General features: G+C 72.9%; 13 protein-coding genes. 11 read left to right on the forward strand and 2 right to left on the reverse strand.

Features of this window, described 5'->3' with window-relative positions; all coding sequences use genetic code 11:
- Window positions 1-165 precede the first annotated feature (165 nt).
- From J7E22_RS15250 to J7E22_RS15280, 7 genes are all read left to right on the forward strand, one after another.
- A complete protein-coding gene (locus J7E22_RS15250) occupies window positions 166-837 on the forward strand; it encodes a hypothetical protein (RefSeq protein WP_214982690.1) in 672 nt (223 codons plus the stop codon).
- A gap of 229 nt (window positions 838-1,066) precedes the next feature.
- Window positions 1,067-3,190 (forward strand): glycosyltransferase family 39 protein, encoded by a 2,124-nt coding sequence (locus J7E22_RS15255; RefSeq protein ID WP_214982691.1) that lies wholly within the window; start codon window positions 1,067-1,069, stop codon window positions 3,188-3,190.
- Window positions 3,191-3,207: 17 nt separating this feature from the next.
- A complete protein-coding gene (locus tag J7E22_RS15260; RefSeq protein WP_214982692.1) occupies window positions 3,208-3,591 on the forward strand; it encodes a holo-ACP synthase in 384 nt (127 codons plus the stop codon).
- Between the two features lie 126 nt (window positions 3,592-3,717).
- Window positions 3,718-4,005: an acyl carrier protein gene (locus J7E22_RS15265; RefSeq protein WP_214982693.1), complete on the forward strand. Its 288-nt coding sequence runs from the start codon at window positions 3,718-3,720 to the stop codon at window positions 4,003-4,005.
- Window positions 4,002-5,204 (forward strand): acyl-CoA dehydrogenase family protein, encoded by a 1,203-nt coding sequence (locus J7E22_RS15270; protein ID WP_214982694.1) that lies wholly within the window; start codon window positions 4,002-4,004, stop codon window positions 5,202-5,204. Before J7E22_RS15265 ends, J7E22_RS15270 begins: the two co-directional genes overlap by 4 nt.
- The gene (locus J7E22_RS15275; protein ID WP_214982695.1) at window positions 5,201-6,142 is read left to right on the forward strand and encodes an amino acid--[acyl-carrier-protein] ligase; all 942 of its coding nucleotides are present in this window, start codon (window positions 5,201-5,203) and stop codon (window positions 6,140-6,142) included. The genes J7E22_RS15270 and J7E22_RS15275 overlap by 4 nt, the downstream gene beginning before the upstream one ends.
- Window positions 6,139-7,725, forward strand: a complete 1,587-nt coding sequence (locus J7E22_RS15280) for an alpha/beta hydrolase family protein (protein WP_214982696.1) — start codon at window positions 6,139-6,141, stop codon at window positions 7,723-7,725. The genes J7E22_RS15275 and J7E22_RS15280 overlap by 4 nt, the downstream gene beginning before the upstream one ends.
- Window positions 7,726-7,849: 124 nt before the next feature.
- Here the strand turns inward: J7E22_RS15280 and J7E22_RS15285 are convergent, their stop codons facing one another.
- Together J7E22_RS15285 and J7E22_RS15290 are read right to left on the reverse strand one after the other, a co-directional pair.
- Entirely contained in the window at window positions 7,850-8,776 is a 927-nt protein-coding gene (locus tag J7E22_RS15285) for an alpha/beta fold hydrolase (protein WP_214982697.1), read from the reverse strand.
- 99 nt (window positions 8,777-8,875) lie between these two features.
- Window positions 8,876-9,364: a peroxiredoxin gene (locus J7E22_RS15290; RefSeq protein ID WP_214982698.1), complete on the reverse strand. Its 489-nt coding sequence runs from the start codon at window positions 9,362-9,364 to the stop codon at window positions 8,876-8,878.
- A gap of 239 nt (window positions 9,365-9,603) precedes the next feature.
- Between J7E22_RS15290 and aceE the strand changes: the two genes are divergently transcribed.
- From aceE to J7E22_RS15310, 4 genes are all read left to right on the forward strand, one after another.
- Complete coding sequence (gene aceE, locus J7E22_RS15295) at window positions 9,604-12,348, forward strand: pyruvate dehydrogenase (acetyl-transferring), homodimeric type (RefSeq protein WP_214982699.1); 2,745 nt, start codon at window positions 9,604-9,606, stop codon at window positions 12,346-12,348.
- Between the two features lie 7 nt (window positions 12,349-12,355).
- Window positions 12,356-13,594, forward strand: coding sequence for a PucR family transcriptional regulator (locus tag J7E22_RS15300; RefSeq protein WP_374193282.1), 1,239 nt, complete (start codon window positions 12,356-12,358; stop codon window positions 13,592-13,594).
- 85 nt (window positions 13,595-13,679) lie between these two features.
- Window positions 13,680-14,669, forward strand: a complete 990-nt coding sequence (locus tag J7E22_RS15305) for an ACP S-malonyltransferase (RefSeq protein ID WP_308159271.1) — start codon at window positions 13,680-13,682, stop codon at window positions 14,667-14,669.
- A complete protein-coding gene (locus tag J7E22_RS15310; protein WP_251009224.1) occupies window positions 14,666-15,703 on the forward strand; it encodes a beta-ketoacyl-ACP synthase III in 1,038 nt (345 codons plus the stop codon). Before J7E22_RS15305 ends, J7E22_RS15310 begins: the two co-directional genes overlap by 4 nt.
- The last annotated feature ends 44 nt before the right edge of the window (window positions 15,704-15,747 follow it).

Genomic DNA, 15,747 nt, shown 5'->3' on the forward strand with positions numbered 1-15,747 from the left:
CAGCGATGTGTCAGTTCCGTCACAGATCGTCGCACGTCGGTCCGCGGATCGGTGACCGTGGGAGCCGGTCTCCCGCGGTCGACCGTCACCGGCCCGCCACGGGGGCGCCGTACCGTCGTGCCGATCGATGCGGGCGACCCCGTCCGCAGGAAGGAAGATCGACGCATGAAGTTGTTCACCCCGCTCCTCCTCGCCGCCGTCGGCTCCGTCGTGCTGGTGGGGTGCGCGAACACGGCGGTCCCCGCTGCGACGAGCCCGGACGACGGCGGACCGACGGCCGTCAGCACGAGCACGCCCCCCGGCGCGCCGACCACGATGCCCGGTGGCGGGGCGACGACGCCCGCTGGCGAGGCGACGCCCGGCGCCGGGGCGACGACGAAGGCGGCCGCCGCCTCCACGTTTCCCGTGGGGCAGCCGCCTCGGCCGGGTGCGCAGGACGGGTACCCACGCTCGGACGGCATCCCGGGGTTGACGGCCGCGATCGCCGCCGCCGGGCACCCGGGCCTGCAGATCTGCTCGGGCGACTTCGTCTCGCTGGTGACGGCGTCCGGGGACCTGCGGGGCGACGGCGGGGAGCAGTACCTCGTGGACACGACGTGTGACCTCGCGACGGCCAGCTCGCCGGACGAGGTCGCCGTGTACGACCTGCACGGCGGGACCCTCGCGCGGAGCGCCGTGCTGTCCGAGTTCACCGCGAACCGGCCGAAGCCGAGCACCTACCCGTACCTGTGGCAGGGCCACACCGTGGTGTTGACGTACGACGACGCCACCCGGTACCGGCTCGTGCGGCTCTTCCCCGACCGGGTCGTCCCGGGGGTCGTGCAGGCCTTCCACTGAGCGCAGGCCCTCGACCGCGTGCCGCCCCGTCCGCGGCCGGCCCGTCCGCGGCCGGCCCGTCCGCGGCCGGCCCGTCCGTGCCGGGACGTGCCTGTGCCCGTCGCGTCTGTGCGAACTGACCGTCTCGGGGCCTCCCCGCTGCACACACGCCGCGACCGCGTCGGAGATCCCTCAGGTGTCGGGCCCGCGCACAGGGCGCGCTCCCCGAGCGGCACGCCACAGTGGCACCATGCCCGACTCCCCACCCGGCAGCGCCCGACTGCTGCCGCCCGTCCCGCGCGCCGCGTCGGTGCTGGCGCGGTGGTCCGGGCAGCCGGTCCGGTACCGCGTCGGCCTGGTCGCCGTGCTCGTCGCCGCGGCGGTCCTCGAGTCGTGGAACCTCGCTCGCGGCGGGGACTTCTCGTTCTACGCGGCTGCGGCACGCTCGATGTCGGAGTCGTGGCCGGCGCTCCTCACGGGGTCGTTCGACCCGGCGGCCTCCGTCACCCTCGACAAGCTCGCCGGGTTCGCCGTGCCCCAGGCCCTGAGCATCCGGCTGTTCGGCATGTCGACGGCGGCGCTGGCGCTCCCGCAGGTGGTCGAGGGCGTCGTCACGGTCTGGGCGACCTCGGTCGTGGCACTCCGTTGGGTGGGGCCGCGCGTCGGTCTGGTCGCGGCGGGGCTCGCCGCGTCCACACCGATCTTCGTGTCGATGTTCGGACACCCGATGGAGGACGGCCTCCTCACGATGGCCCTCGCCGTCGCGATGGTCTGGTGGCAGCGTGCGGTGGTGACGGGCCGGACGTGGCCGCTCGTGCTCGCCGGGCTCTTCGTCGGGGTCGGCTTCCAGGCGAAGATGCTCCAGGCGTGGATCCTGCTGCCCGCGCTCGTCGTCGGGACGATGGTCGCCGCCCCCGGGGTGCGCTCGCGCCCGGATGCCCCGGGCCGGAGCACCGTGAGCCGGAGCACCGTCAGCCGCGACACGGTCGACCGCGTCGGCGCGCGCCGCGTCGGACTGTGCTGGGTCGCGGTCCTCGTCGTGTCGGCCGTCGTCGCGTCGCTCGCGTGGCCGTTCGTGATGGAGTTGCTGCCGACGACGGCACGACCGTACGTCGACGGCTCGACGAACGACGACGTCTTCGCGATGGTGTTCGGGTACAACGGCGTCGATCGCTTCGCCCCAGGACTCTGGCCCGGCGCGGTCGGCGCCCTGCACGCCGCCGCCCGCGTGGCCGGGCACGCCGCAGACGGGGACCACACCGCGGAACCGCGATCGCTCCTCCAGCTGTTCGGACCGCGGTACGCCTCGCAGGTCGGCTGGGCGTGGCCCGCCGCACTCGCCGGCATCGCGCTCGGCGCGGTGCGCTGGTGGCCGCGACGCGGTGTCCGGGAGGCCCGCACCGCCCTGGCGACGCTGGTCACCCTGGTCGTGTGGCTCGGGACCGCGGTCGTGGTGCTGTCGGTGATCCGGCTGCCGCACACGGCGTACGTGGCGGCCGTCGGGGTCCAGTTGGCCACGCTCGCGGCGATCGGCTGGTGGCAGGCCGCGGCGCTCGTCACGAACGCCGACCGTCGGCTGCGCGCCGTGCCCGTCGGACTGCTCGTCGTGCAGGGCGCGTGGTGGACGTGGCTCGCCACCCACAGCGCCGAACCGCTCCCCCTCGCGGCGACGGCGATCGGGCTGACCGTCCTCGCGCTCGTCCTGGTCGTCGTCGTCCGACGCACACGCGACGAGGGAGCACGGGGTCGTCCGGCCCGGCGCCTCGTCGCCACGGTCCTCGTCGCCGCGGTCGTGGCCGGACCCGCGTGCTTCTCACTGCAGGTGCTCGACGCGGCGCGGGACGGCAGCGGCGGCGACGCGTCGGTCGGGCGGCTCACGCCGCAGGCCGCGATGGCCGGCGGTCGGGCCCCCGCGTTCGACGGTCTCCCGGCGCACGCCCTCGCCGCCCGGACGTCGGCGTTCCGGCTGTCCGCACCCGACGTCTGGGGCGGCCCCACGGTCCTCCCGCCGTCCCTCCGGCTGCTCGTGGCCGCGGCACGCCGAGCCGGCGGCGGTCGTGACGGCACACCGCTGTTCCTGTCGGACTCGTGGCGGATCTCGTCCCAGGTCATCGAGGCGACCGGGGACGAGGTGCTCACGGACGGCGGGTACTCCGGCCAGGTGCCGGTGTTCACGACCGCGCAGCTCACGGCCATGATCCGCTCCGGGCGCGAGCGGCTCTTCGTGGTGTCACCGACCGCCTCCCGGGACGACCCCGTGCGGCAGGTGACCGCCGGTGCGGGCTGCACCACGCTCGGCCGGTGGCAGGACTCCGGTTCGGCGCCCGGCCTGACCGGCCACGGCGAGGTCGTCGCGCTCGTCCGGTGCCGCTGAGGCCGTAGCCTCCTGCCATGGCTCCGACCACGATCCGCACCGGCACCGACCTCGCCGACGTCCGAGCGGTCGCCGACGCGATCGCCCAGCACGGCGAGCGCTACCTGGGCAGGGTCTTCACCGCCCGGGAGCGGTCCGACGCGGGCGACGACCCGGAGCGGCTCGCGGCGCGGTTCGCCGGGAAGGAAGCGGTCGTGAAGCTCCTCCGCCCCGGGCGCACCGACGCGCTCCCCCTGGCCGACATCGCCATCGTGCTCGACGGTGACGGCGCACCGACCGTCGAGCTCTCCGGCGCCGCCAGGGCCCTCGCGGACGCGATCGGGTGCGGCTCCATCGCGATCTCCCTCTCCCACGAGCGCGGCCTCGCCCTCGCGACCGCGGTGGCACTCACCGAGCGCTGACCGCCGGCCGTCGAGCGCCCCGCGTGAGCGTGCGCTGTGCATCCACTCAGGAGGTGCTGAGCACGTGCGGTTTCGCGCATCCGCACGGCGGTTTTCCGGGCCACCCCGGCCCGTACCGTTGCCTGCATGCACCAGGACCCGAACCTGACCACGACAGGCAGCACCCTTGCCGTCCACGCGACCGAACAGGCAGTCCGCCGCGCGCTCGCTGACCACGGGCGACTCTCCGTCGATGCGTGGGACGTCGCGTCGATCGCTGACCTCTACGCCCTCGGGCTGACCTCGCACGCCACCGTCAACGTGATGCTGGCGGTCGAGAACGAACTCGACGCGGAGTTCCCCGACGCGGTGCTGAACCGCTCGACCTTCGCCACCGTCGAGTCGATCACCCAGGCCGCGGAGCTCGCCTCGTGAGCACCCCGACGATCGCGCCGGAGCACCTCGACGACGACTTCCGTCCGGCCGGCACCGACCGGTTCGCGGCACGGACCGCCCTGGTGGTGGACATCGCCGCGAAGTTCGCGGAGGAGGTCGACCGCGACTCCCGCCCGCCGCGCGAGGCGATCGCAGCGATGAAGGAGCACGGGCTGCTCGCCGCAGCGGTCCCCGTCGCCCTCGGTGGCGAGGGTGCGACGCTCGCCGAGCTCTCGGTCATCGCGACCGAGCTCGGCCGTGCGTGCGCCGCCACCGGCATGGTGTTCGCGATGCACCAGGGCCAGGCGATGGCGCTCTGGCGGCACGGTGGCGTGGGCTTCGGGGTGGCCGAGACGATCGAGGCCGTCCGGGACGGTGCCCTCGTGGCGTCGTCGACGACCGAGAAGGGCATCGGCGGCGACGCCCGCCGGAGCACCTGCGCGATCGAGCGCGACGACGCCGGCCGCATCCGTCTGCACAAGGACGCACCCGTCATCTCCTACGCGACCGAGGCGGACGCGATCTTCGTCACCGCCCGCCGCTCCCCCGACGCACCCGCGTCCGACCAGCGGCTCGTGATCGCGCTGCCGGCCGAGACGACCCTCGTGCAGACCTCGACCTGGGACACCCTCGGCCTCCGCGGCACCTGCAGCAACGGGTGGGTGCTCGACGCCGAGACCCACGAGGACCGTGTTTTCCGCGACGACTACGCCGTGATCTCCGCCCGCACCGTGCTGCCCGTGTCGCACGTGCTCTGGGCGTCGGTGTGGCTCGGCATCGCCGTCGAGGCGGCCGAACGCGCCCGCCGGGCCGTCCGCAAGCAGGCACGTGCCGCGGTCGGACAGACCCCGCCGGGTGCACTGCGGCTCGCCGAGCTCCTGGTCGACCTGCAGTCCTTCGCCGACACGGTCCGGCACGCCGCGGCCCGGTTCGACGGCGTCGCGGACGACCCCGAGGTGCTGGAGTCCACCGCCTACGCCCTCGCGGCGAACGCGCTCAAGATCGGTTCCTCGGAACGGGTCACCGACCTCGTCACCAAGGCACTGCGGATCGTCGGCATCGCCGGCTACGCAGCGTCCGGGCCGCTCAGCATCGCCCGCCACCTCCGAGACGCCCACGGTGCCGCCGTCATGGTGAGCAACGACCGTCTCCTGCAGAACGACGCCGGACTGGCGATCATGACCGGAGTGATCCTGTGACCATCGAAGCCACCACCCCCACCACGTCCCTGGACGAGGCCCGCGCGGCCCTCCGTGCGCGGCTCCTCGCCGACGGTGTCCTCATCGACCTCGGCTCCCCCGGGCTCTACGGTCGCACCGGCGTCTTCGAACGCGTGTACACCGCGGTCGACGCGGCCGCGACGGCGAGCCAGGCCGACCTCGACGCCGACATCCTGCGGTTCCCGCCCGTCGAGCCCCTCGCGTCGTTCGAGCGCACCGACTACATCGCGTCGTTCCCGGACCTCGCGGCCTCCATCTCCGGCTTCAGCGGCGACGACCGCACCCACCGTGCGCTGCTCGCGGCACGTGAGCGCGGGGAGCGGTGGGAGTCCTTCCTCGAGCCGGCGGACCTCATGCTCACCCCGGCGGTGTGCCACCCCGTCTACGGGCTCGTCGGTGACACCGTGCCCCAGGAGGGCCGGTACTTCGACATCGTCGGCGACTCCTTCCGCCGCGAGCCCTCCCTCGACCCGATGCGGCTGCAGGCGTTCCACATGCACGAGTTCGTGCACATCGGGACGCCGGAGTCCGCCGCCCGGCACCGCGACGGCCGCATCCCGGTGATGCGCGCCCTGCTGGAGTCCTTCGGCCTCGAGATCGACGTCGTGCCCGCGAACGACCCGTTCTTCGGCCGCGTCGGGCAGATGCTCGCCCGGAACCAGGTCGAGCAGGCGCTCAAGTTCGAGTTCGTCACCCCCGTCTACGGCGACGCCCACGACGCCACGGCGATCTCGTCCGCGAACCTGCACGAGGACCACTTCGGCACGTCGTTCGACATCCGGACCGCCGACGGCGAGGTCGCACACAGCGCCTGCATCGCGTTCGGCCTCGAGCGCATCACGATCGCCCTGTTCGCCGCGCACGGGACGGACCTCGGCTCCTGGCCGACCGACGTCCGCACGGCCCTCGCGCTGTGACCGTCCTGCACGGGTGGGCTGGTCGGCCCGCGATCCGCGTGGCGGCGCAGCTGCCGCCCGCGGCGCGGGCCGGCGTGGTCATCTGCCCGCCCCTCGGTCAGGAGGGCGTCATCGCGTACCGCACCCTGCGCCTCCTGGCCGACCGCCTGGAGGCCCGTGGCATCGCCTCGGTGCGCTACGACCCGTCCGGACGTGGTGACGCCGCAGCCGACGCCGCTCCCGACGCGCAGGTCCGGTCCGCGCGCCGCGCGGCCGCCGTGCTCCGCTCGACCGGCGTCGAGCGGATCGCGTTCGTCGGACTCGCGTCCGCGGCGCTCGTCGCCGCCGCGGCGGCGGACGAGGCCGACGCCCTCGTGCTCTGGGACGCACCCGCCTCCGGCCGCGCGTGGCTCCGCAAGCAGCGCGCCCTCGCCACCATCACGATCCACGGGGACCGCGTACTCGGGGAGGTCGAGAGCCTCATCGGCATCGACGTCCAGCCGGACGAGGCCGCCTACCTGCACTCGCTCGGGTTCGCTCCGCGCACGGGGCCGACGATCGCCCTGGTGCGACCGGGCACGTCCGCTCCCCGCAGCCTCGGCACCGTCCCGACGACCGAGGTGACCGGCAGTGGTGAACTGCTCGACGGCACGAGCATGCACGCCCGGATCCCCGGCGCAGCCGTCGACACCGTCGTCGCCTGGCTCGACGCCTGGGCCCCCGAGGACACCCGCCCCACCGTCGCCCCCGAACTCGTCGAGGTGCTCGACGTCGACGACCGCGTGTCCGAGCGGATCGTCCGGATGGGCCCCGAGGCGCTCTTCGGCATCGAGACCGTCGCGTCCGGCCAGGCCGCCGACGCGCCCGTCGTCGTCCTGCACAACGGCGCCGCCGAGCACCGGGTGGGCGCCACCGACTACCAGGTCGAGCTCGCCAGGGCACTCGCCCGCGACGGTGCCCGCGTGGTCCGCTTCGACCGTCGAGGCACCGGCGAGAGCACGCCCGTGTCCGAGGACGAGCGCACCTTCCTGTTCGCCCAGGAGTGGATCGACGACCAGGCCGCCGTCGTCGCCGCGCTCGGGGCACCGTCCGACCGCCTCGTGCTCGCCGGGATGTGCGCCGGGGCGTGGCTCGCGGGACGCGGGGCCGAGGACGCCCCGCGGCTCGTCGTCGAGATCAGTCCGAACGACTACCGCCGGAGCACCGCGGCGCCCGGGAGCTACGTCGACGCACTCCGCGCCATCGACGAGCCGTCGGCCCTGCGGCTCTGGGTGCGCGAGCGCTACAACACGGTGGTGCCGAAGGCGGTCCGCGACCGCATCGCACGTCGCGACCGGGCCGGCGGGGTGCTGGGACACGTCCGGCCGCTCGTCGAGCACGGCACCGACGTCGTCATGATCGTCGCGCCGGACGACGCCGAACTCTTCGACCGGCTCGGCGGCCAGCGTGCCGTCCGGCGGTACCCCGGACACGGGCGGAACGGCAGCGTCGACGTCGTCCGGGTGCCGGACGGCGACCACTCGCTGTTCTCACCGGTGATGCGCGAGGCCGTGCTCGCCGAGGTGCGGGCCCGCGTCGCGGCGACGTTCCCCGTGCACGCCTGACGGGCGGGCGGCGCGGGCGGTGCCCGACGTCGGCCGCTGGTCGACGTTCCCGCTGTCGCACGACAGCGGCGGTGTCGCACCTGCCCGGAGCCGCCTGCCGCGTCCCGGGTACGGGGACGCCGGGTCAGGCGAGGCCGATGGCCCGCGCGACCGCGTCCGGGTGCTCGACGTGCGCGAAGTGCCCGCAGTCGTCGAGCAGCACCGTGCGTGCGGCCGGCAGGAGCGCCCGCAGCCGGTCCAGGTCGCTGAGCCGCGCGAACACGTCGTCGCGCCCGGCGACCGCCACCACGGGACACGTCACCGCGCCCCAGCGGCGCAGGTCGTAGGACGCCGCGGTGCGAGCAGCCGCGAGGAACTCCCGTGGTCGGAGTTCCGCGACGAAGGCGTCGAGCACGCTCCGGTCGAGCCGTCCGACGTGCGTGAAGACGGGAGCCGCGAGCATCCGCAGCAGGCCGACACGGGCGAGGCCACGGAGCACCGGCAGCGCCACGCCCCGGGTGACGGCGAGCCCGGCGCGCAACAGCGCGAACGCCGGCAGGGTCAGCACGCCCCGGACCGGGTGCCGGGAGGCCTGCGTGGCCGCCCACGTCGTCCCGGAGACGAGCGACACCGACCGCACGCGCTCCGGCTGCCGCAGGGCCAGGTGCATGGCGACGAACGCCCCCATCGAGTGGCCCACGACGTCGACGGCCCCGAGCCCGAGCGCGTCGAGCACCGCGGTGAGCACCTCGGTGGCGCCGTCGACCGTGAGCGGGACCCGTGGCGCGCCGGAAGCGCCCCACCCCGGCAGGTCGACGAGCACGAGGCCACGGTCCCCGACGCCGTCCGCGGCACGCAGGAGCGGGGTCCACGTCGTCCACGAACCGGCGACGCCGTGCAGCAGCAGGACCGGACGGGGCCCGGTGCGGTGGTGCACGACCACGGTGGTGCCGGCGGTCCGGACCTCGGTCCGGACGAGTCCCCACACGCCGGGACCGGTCGTCAGCGGGAACGGTGCGTAGACGTCCGAGCCGACCGCCTGCGGTCGTGCGTCCGTGTCGACGGCGTGCACCGTTCCTCCTCGTCCGGAGCGACGGATCCCGGTGACGTCACGGACGTCACCGGGTCGCACCATCGTGGCGCGACCGCGCTGCAGGAGGGGTTCGGAACGCTAGCCGACGGCGACGGGTGCGGCGCAGGCCGCCAGCCGGTCGAGCGCGGCCCGGTACTCCGCGACGTCGCGCTGCAGCCCCGGCTCGGTGATGATCGACGCCTTGATCCGGCCCTGCACGTCGATCACGAACGTCGCGCGGGTGGCGAAGCCCTTCTTCTCGAGGAACACGCCGTACTCCTTCGACACCGCCCCGTGCGGCCAGAAGTCCGCCAGCAGGTCGAAGCCGTAGCCGTTCACGTCGGCGAAGGAGCGCAGCGTCGCCTTCGAGTCGACGGAGATGCCCAGCAGCTCGACGCGCTGGTCGGCGAACATCGAGATGTTGTCCTGCAGGGCGCAGAGCTCGTTCGTGCAGCCGGACGAGAACGCCAGCGGGAAGAAGACGAGGGCGACCGGACGGATGCCGCGGAAGTCGCTGAGTCGGACGTGCTCACCGAACTGGTTCGGGAGCTCGAAGTCCGGCGCGAGGGAGCCGATCTCCAGTGCCATCGGTGGCTGCTTCTTCCTCGGGCGCGGGTGGGCCCGGATGTCGTCGCGCACGCAGGTCGCGCACGCACGATGGGCAATCGTACGCCGACGCCCTCCGAATGCAAGCACTGTCCACGCCCGTGTCACCATCAGCGTGCGCGTCGGCCGTGGGGCCTAAGGTGGTGCTGGCCCCGACCGGTCGTGACCCGACCACCGGTGGCCCACGATTTCCACCACCACGAGAACGAACGAGGTCAAGGGTGACGGTGTACGACCAGGACCCCAGCAGCACCGGGACGAACGACCAGGACCCGCAGGAGACCGCCGAATGGCGTGAGTCCCTCGACGGCCTGGTCCAGACCCACGGACACCAGCGCGGTCGCGAGATCATGCTGAGCCTGCTGCAGCGGTCCAACGAACTCCACCTCGGTGTCCCGATGGTCCCGACCACGGACTACGTGAACACCATCGCGCCGGAGAACGAGCCCGAGTTCCCGGGCGACGAAGAGCTCGAGCGTCGGTACCGCCGGTGGATCCGCTGGAACGCGGCCATCACGGTGCACCGCGCGCAGCGTCCCGGCATCTCGGTGGGCGGCCACATCTCGACGTACGCGTCGAGTGCCGCCATGTACGAGGTCGGCTACAACCACTTCTTCCGCGCGCAGGACCACCCGTCCGGTGGCGACCAGGTGTTCTTCCAGGGCCACGCCTCCCCCGGCATGTACGCCCGCGCCTACATGGAAGGCCGCCTGAGCGAGGACCAGCTCGACGGCTTCCGGCAGGAGAAGTCCCACGCCGGTGGCGGCCTGTCGTCCTACCCGCACCCCCGGCTCATGCCGCACTTCTGGCAGTTCCCGACCGTGTCGATGGGCATCGGCCCGATCAACGCGATCTACCAGGCGCAGCAGGCGAAGTACCTGACCAACCGCGGCATCAAGGACGCGTCCGAGCAGCAGGTCTGGGCGTTCCTCGGCGACGGCGAGATGGACGAGGTCGAGTCCCGCGGGCAGCTCCAGGTCGCCGCGAACGACGGCCTCGACAACCTGAACTTCGTGATCAACTGCAACCTGCAGCGTCTCGACGGACCGGTCCGCGGCAACGGCAAGATCATCCAGGAGCTCGAGGCGTTCTTCCGCGGTGCGGGCTGGAACGTCATCAAGGTCGTGTGGGGCCGCGAGTGGGACGACCTGCTCGCCCGTGACACCGACGGCGCGCTCCTCAACCTGATGAACCGCACGCCGGACGGCGACTACCAGACGTACAAGGCCGAGAACGGTGCCTACGTCCGCGAGAACTTCTTCGGGCGCGACCCGAAGGCGCTCGAGCTGGTCAAGGACTACACCGACGACCAGATCTGGAACCTCAAGCGCGGTGGCCACGACTACCGCAAGGTCTACGCGGCGTTCAAGGCCGCCAGCGAGCACAAGGGCCAGCCGACCGTCATCCTCGCGAAGACGGTCAAGGGCTACGGCCTCGGCCCGAGCTTCGAGGGGCGCAACGCGACGCACCAGATGAAGAAGCTCACGCTCGACAACCTCAAGCAGTTCCGCGACGAGATGCGCATCCCGATCTCCGACGCCCAGCTCGAGGAGAACCCCTACACGCCGCCGTACTACCACCCCGGTCACGACGACGAGGCGATCCAGTACATGCACGAGCGCCGGCGTGAACTCGGCGGCTACGTGCCGGAGCGTCGGACGAAGTACACCCAGATCACCCTGCCGGACGACTCGCGCTACGCGATCGCCAAGAAGGGCTCGGGCAAGCAGGAGGTCGCCACCACCATGGCGTTCGCCCGCCTGCTGAAGGACCTGCTCCGCTCCCCGGACTTCGGCGACCGCGTGGTCCCGATCATCCCGGACGAAGCGCGCACGTTCGGCATGGACGCCTACTTCCCGACGGCGAAGATCTACAACCCGAACGGGCAGCACTACACGTCCGTCGACCGCGAGCTCCTCCTGGCCTACAAGGAGAGCCCGCAGGGCCAGATCATCCACGTCGGCATCAACGAAGCGGGCGCCGTCGCCGCGTTCACCGCGGTGGGCACGTCGTACTCGACGCAGGGCGAGCCGCTCATCCCGGTCTACGTCTTCTACTCGATGTTCGGCTTCCAGCGCACCGGTGACGCGATCTGGGCGGCGGGCGACCAGATGGCCCGCGGCTTCATGATCGGCGCGACCGCCGGCCGGACCACCCTCACGGGCGAGGGCCTGCAGCACGCCGACGGCCACTCGCCGTTGCTCGCCGCGTCGAACCCCGCCGTCGTGTCCTACGACCCGGCCTACGGCTACGAGATCGGACACATCGTCCGCGCCGGCCTCGACCGCATGTACGGCACGAACGAGGACGGCTCGCCGAAGCACGCCGACCCGAACGTCATGTACTACCTCACGGTCTACAACGAGCCGCTGGTGCAGCCGGCCGAGCCCGAGGGCCTGGACGTCGACGGCATCCTCAAGGGCCTGTACCTGCTCAAGCCGAGCGAGCACGACGGCCCGAAGGCCCAGCTGCTCGCGTCCGGTGTGGCCGTGCCGTGGATCCTCGAGGCGCAGCAGCTCCTCGCCGAGGACTGGGGCGTGTCCGCCGACGTGTGGAGCGTCACGAGCTGGGGTGAGCTCTACCGCGACGGTGTCGCCGCCGAGCAGCACGCGTTCCTCAACCCGAACGAGCCGGCCCGCACGCCGTACGTCGCCGAGCGCCTCGGGTCCACCGAGGGTCCGGTCATCGCGGTGAGCGACTTCATGCACGCCGTGCAGGAGCAGATCCGTCCGTTCGTCCCGGGTGACTACGCCACCCTCGGCGCCGACGGCTTCGGCTTCTCGGACACCCGCCCCGCGGCCCGCCGCTTCTTCCACATCGACGGCCCCTCGGTCGTCGTGCGGACGCTGCAGCAACTGGCCCGCCAGGGCAAGTTGGACGGCTCCCTCGTCCAGCAGGCGATCGACAAGTACCGCCTGCACGACGTGACCGCCGGCACCACGGGCAGCGCGGGCGGCGAGAGCTGATCAGCCGGTGACGACGGTCCGACCGGGCTCGAAGGACGAGTCGGCACGGAGCCAGGAGAGCGCGCGCGAGCGGGCGCTCTCCTGGCTCCGTCAGGTGTCCGGTGAACTCTCCACCGCGACCATCAAGCGACTCGAGGACACCCTCCCCTGGTACAGCGAGATGCCTCCCGGTCGCCGATCGGCCGTCGGGATGGTGGCGCAGGCCGGGATCACGTCCTTCATCAGCTGGCTCGAGGGGACCGCGTCCACGCCGTGGATCGCCGCGGCCGACGTGTTCGGCTCCGCACCGCGGGAACTCCTGCGCTCGGTGAGCCTGCAGCAGACGCTGCAGCTCATCCGCGTCGTCGTCACGGTGGTCGAGGAACGCGCCAAGGACGACGAGATGCTCCAGGAGGCGATCCTCAAGTACTCGCGCGACATCGCCTTCGCCGCCGCTGACGTCTACGCCCGTGCCGCCGAGGCCCGCGGGCTCTGGGACGCGCGACTCGAGGCGCTCGTGGTCGACTCGATCCTGTCGGGAGAGTACGACGACGAGCTGCCGTCCCGCATCGCCGCGCTCGGCTGGCACGGGCACGGCGAGGTCGCGGTCCTGGTCGGCACCGCCCCGAAGCAGCTCGAGGTCGACCAGATCCGCCGCACCGCCCGGCACATGGACGCCGACGTGCTCGTCGGGGTGCAGGGTTCGCGGCTCGTCGTCGTGATCGGTCGCGCCACGCCCCGCGAGGACGTGCCGGACGGCGAGGAACCGACCTCGTTCATGGCCATCGCGCAGGCCCTGGAACCGCTGTTCGGCGAAGGTCACCTGGTCCTCGGCAACGAGGTCCCCGGGGTCGTCGACGCCTCGACCAGCGCGAAGGCCGCCCTCGCCGGGTTCGCCGTCGCTCGCGCGTGGCGGGGTGCTCCGCGTCCGGCGCTCGCCGACGACCTGCTCCCCGAGCGAGCACTCGCCGGGGACCCGCTCGCCCGGTCCGCCCTCGTGCAGCGCATCTACGTGCCGTTGAAGGACCAGTCCACGGAGCTGCTCCAGACGCTCTGGTGCTACCTCGACACCGGCCGCTCACTCGAGGCGACCGCTCGTGAGCTCTTCGTCCACCCGAACACCGTGCGCTACCGCCTGCGCCGGGTCGCGGACATCATCGGTTGGGACGCCACCCACGCTCGGGACGCCCTCATCGTGCAGTCCGCGCTGATCCTCGGGGCGATGTCCGAGTCCGCCGCCAGCCGGCGCCGCGCTCCCCGACGCTGACCCGTAGGGGTTCGACAATGTCCTGCCCCGTTTCGTGTGGGATGCCCACACGGGGCACGCGGGACAGTCGGGCAAGGATTGTCCGGTGATCGTCGTCGTCGCGCCCGGACAGGGCTCCCAGACCCCCGGCTTCCTCGCCCCCTGGCTCGAGGACGCCTCCGTCCGTGACCGGGTCGGAGCCTGGTCCGACGCGATCGGGGTCGACCTCGCCGAGCACGGGACGAACTCCGACGCGGAGACCATCAAGGACACGGCGCTCGCACAGCCGTTGATCGTCGCCGCAGGGCTCGTGACCGCCGACGCGCTGCTCGCCGAGGGCCGCCGTTCGCTGGTCGGTGGCGTCGCCGGACACTCCGTCGGCGAGTTCACCGCCGCCTCGGTCGCGGGCATCCTCGAGCCCACCGACGCGATCGCCCTCGTCGCCGAGCGGGGCCGTGCCATGGCCGACGCCGCGGCGCTCGAGTCGACCTCGATGGCCGCTGTCCTCGGCGGGGACCCCGACGAGGTCACGCAGGCCCTCGCCGCCCTCGACCTCGTGCCCGCGAACCACAACGGCGGCGGTCAGACCGTCGTCGCTGGCGCCTCGGACGCCATCGCGAAGCTCGCCGGGAACCCGCCCGCGAAGGCGCGGGTCATCCCGCTCGCGGTCGCCGGCGCCTTCCACACCCGGTACATGGCCACCGCGGTCGACCGCGTGGCTCCGGTCGCGGCTGCCGCATCAGTGCACGACCCGACGCTGCCGATCTGGACGAACGCCGACGGGTCCCGGGTGGACGCCGGTCGCCGGTTCGTCGACCTGATGGTCCAGCAGATCGCGAACCCCGTGCACTGGGACGCCGTGATGGCGTCGTTCGCCGCAGCGGGGGTGACGGGCATCATCGAGCTCGCGCCCGCCGGTGCCCTCGTCGGGCTCGCCAAGCGGGGCCTCCGCGGGACGCCGACCGTCGCGATCAAGACGCCGGAGGACCTACCCGCCGCGATCGCCCTGCTCGAGAGCGCAGCCGAGACCGACGCACAGACCGACCAGCAGGCCGACGCGCAGACCAGCCAGCAGCACGGCGGGGTGACCGCATGACCGACGCGACGCCCACGCCGGACGCGAGCCGCTCCTCCCGTCCGGTGCTCGCGCAGCGCCGCGGCCACGAGTTCACGCGCATCCTGGCCTTCGGAGCCGCCCGCGGCGAGATCGTCGTGCCGAACGAGGACCTCATCGGCCCGATCGACTCCTCCGACGAGTGGATCCGCCAGCGCACCGGGATCATCACCCGGATGCGCGCCGGCGAGGGTGTCGACGCCGTCGACCTCGCCGAGATCGCCGCCCGGGACGCCATCGCGAACGCCGGCCTCGACCCGGCGCAGATCGGCGTCGTGCTCGTGAGCACCGTGACGAACACCGTCGCCACGCCGTCGGTCGCCTCCCTCCTGGCGGAGCGGATCGGTGCGACGCCGGCCGCCGCGTACGACATCAGCGCCGCGTGCGCCGGGTACGCGTACGGGATCGCGCAGGCCGACTCCTTCGTGAAGTCCGGGGTCGCCGACCACGTGCTCGTGATCGGTGCCGAGAAGCTCAGCGACCTCGTCGACCCGACCGACCGGTCGATCTCGTTCCTGCTCGGCGACGGCGCCGGCGCCGCGATCGTCGGCCCGAGCGACTTCCCCGGCATCGGACCGACGATCTGGGGCTCCGACGGCTCGAAGTGGGACGCCATCGGGATGACCGCGACGTACAACGAGTGGGCTGCCGGCGCACCCCGACCGACCATGCGACAGGCAGGTCAGACGGTGTTCCGCTGGGCGGTGTGGGAGATGGTCAAGGTCGCCCGCGAAGCGCTGGAGGCCGCCGGGGTCCAGCCCGCCGACCTCGCCGCGTTCGTGCCGCACCAGGCGAACATCCGCATCATCGACGAGTTCGCGAAGCAGCTCGGCCTGCCCGAGTCCGTGACGATCGCCCGCGACATCACGACGATGGGCAACACCTCCGCCGCGAGCATCCCGCTCGCCACCCACCGCCTGCTCGACGAGCACCCCGACCTGTCCGGCGGTCTCGCCCTGCAGATCGGGTTCGGCGCCGGCCTCGTGTTCGGCGCGCAGGTGGTCGTCCTCCCCTGATCCCACCCCGGTCGTGGCGCCGTCACGACCGACCGACGAGCCTC

It is taken from the genome of Curtobacterium sp. ISL-83, assembly GCF_018613895.1.
Lineage (GTDB): Bacteria > Actinomycetota > Actinomycetes > Actinomycetales > Microbacteriaceae > Curtobacterium.

What these genes read in the sequence shown, in the direction of transcription:
- J7E22_RS15250 (WP_214982690.1), top strand. Translation starts at nt 166, where the DNA reads ATGAAGTTGTTCACCCCGCTCCTCCTCGCCGCCGTCGGCTCCGTCGTG.
- J7E22_RS15255 (WP_214982691.1), top strand. Translation starts at nt 1,067, where the DNA reads ATGCCCGACTCCCCACCCGGCAGCGCCCGACTGCTGCCGCCCGTCCCG.
- J7E22_RS15260 (WP_214982692.1), top strand. Translation starts at nt 3,208, where the DNA reads ATGGCTCCGACCACGATCCGCACCGGCACCGACCTCGCCGACGTCCGA.
- J7E22_RS15310 (WP_251009224.1), top strand. Translation starts at nt 14,666, where the DNA reads ATGACCGACGCGACGCCCACGCCGGACGCGAGCCGCTCCTCCCGTCCG.
- J7E22_RS15290 (WP_214982698.1), bottom strand. Translation starts at nt 9,364, where the DNA reads ATGGCACTGGAGATCGGCTCCCTCGCGCCGGACTTCGAGCTCCCGAAC.
- J7E22_RS15265 (WP_214982693.1), top strand. Translation starts at nt 3,718, where the DNA reads ATGCACCAGGACCCGAACCTGACCACGACAGGCAGCACCCTTGCCGTC.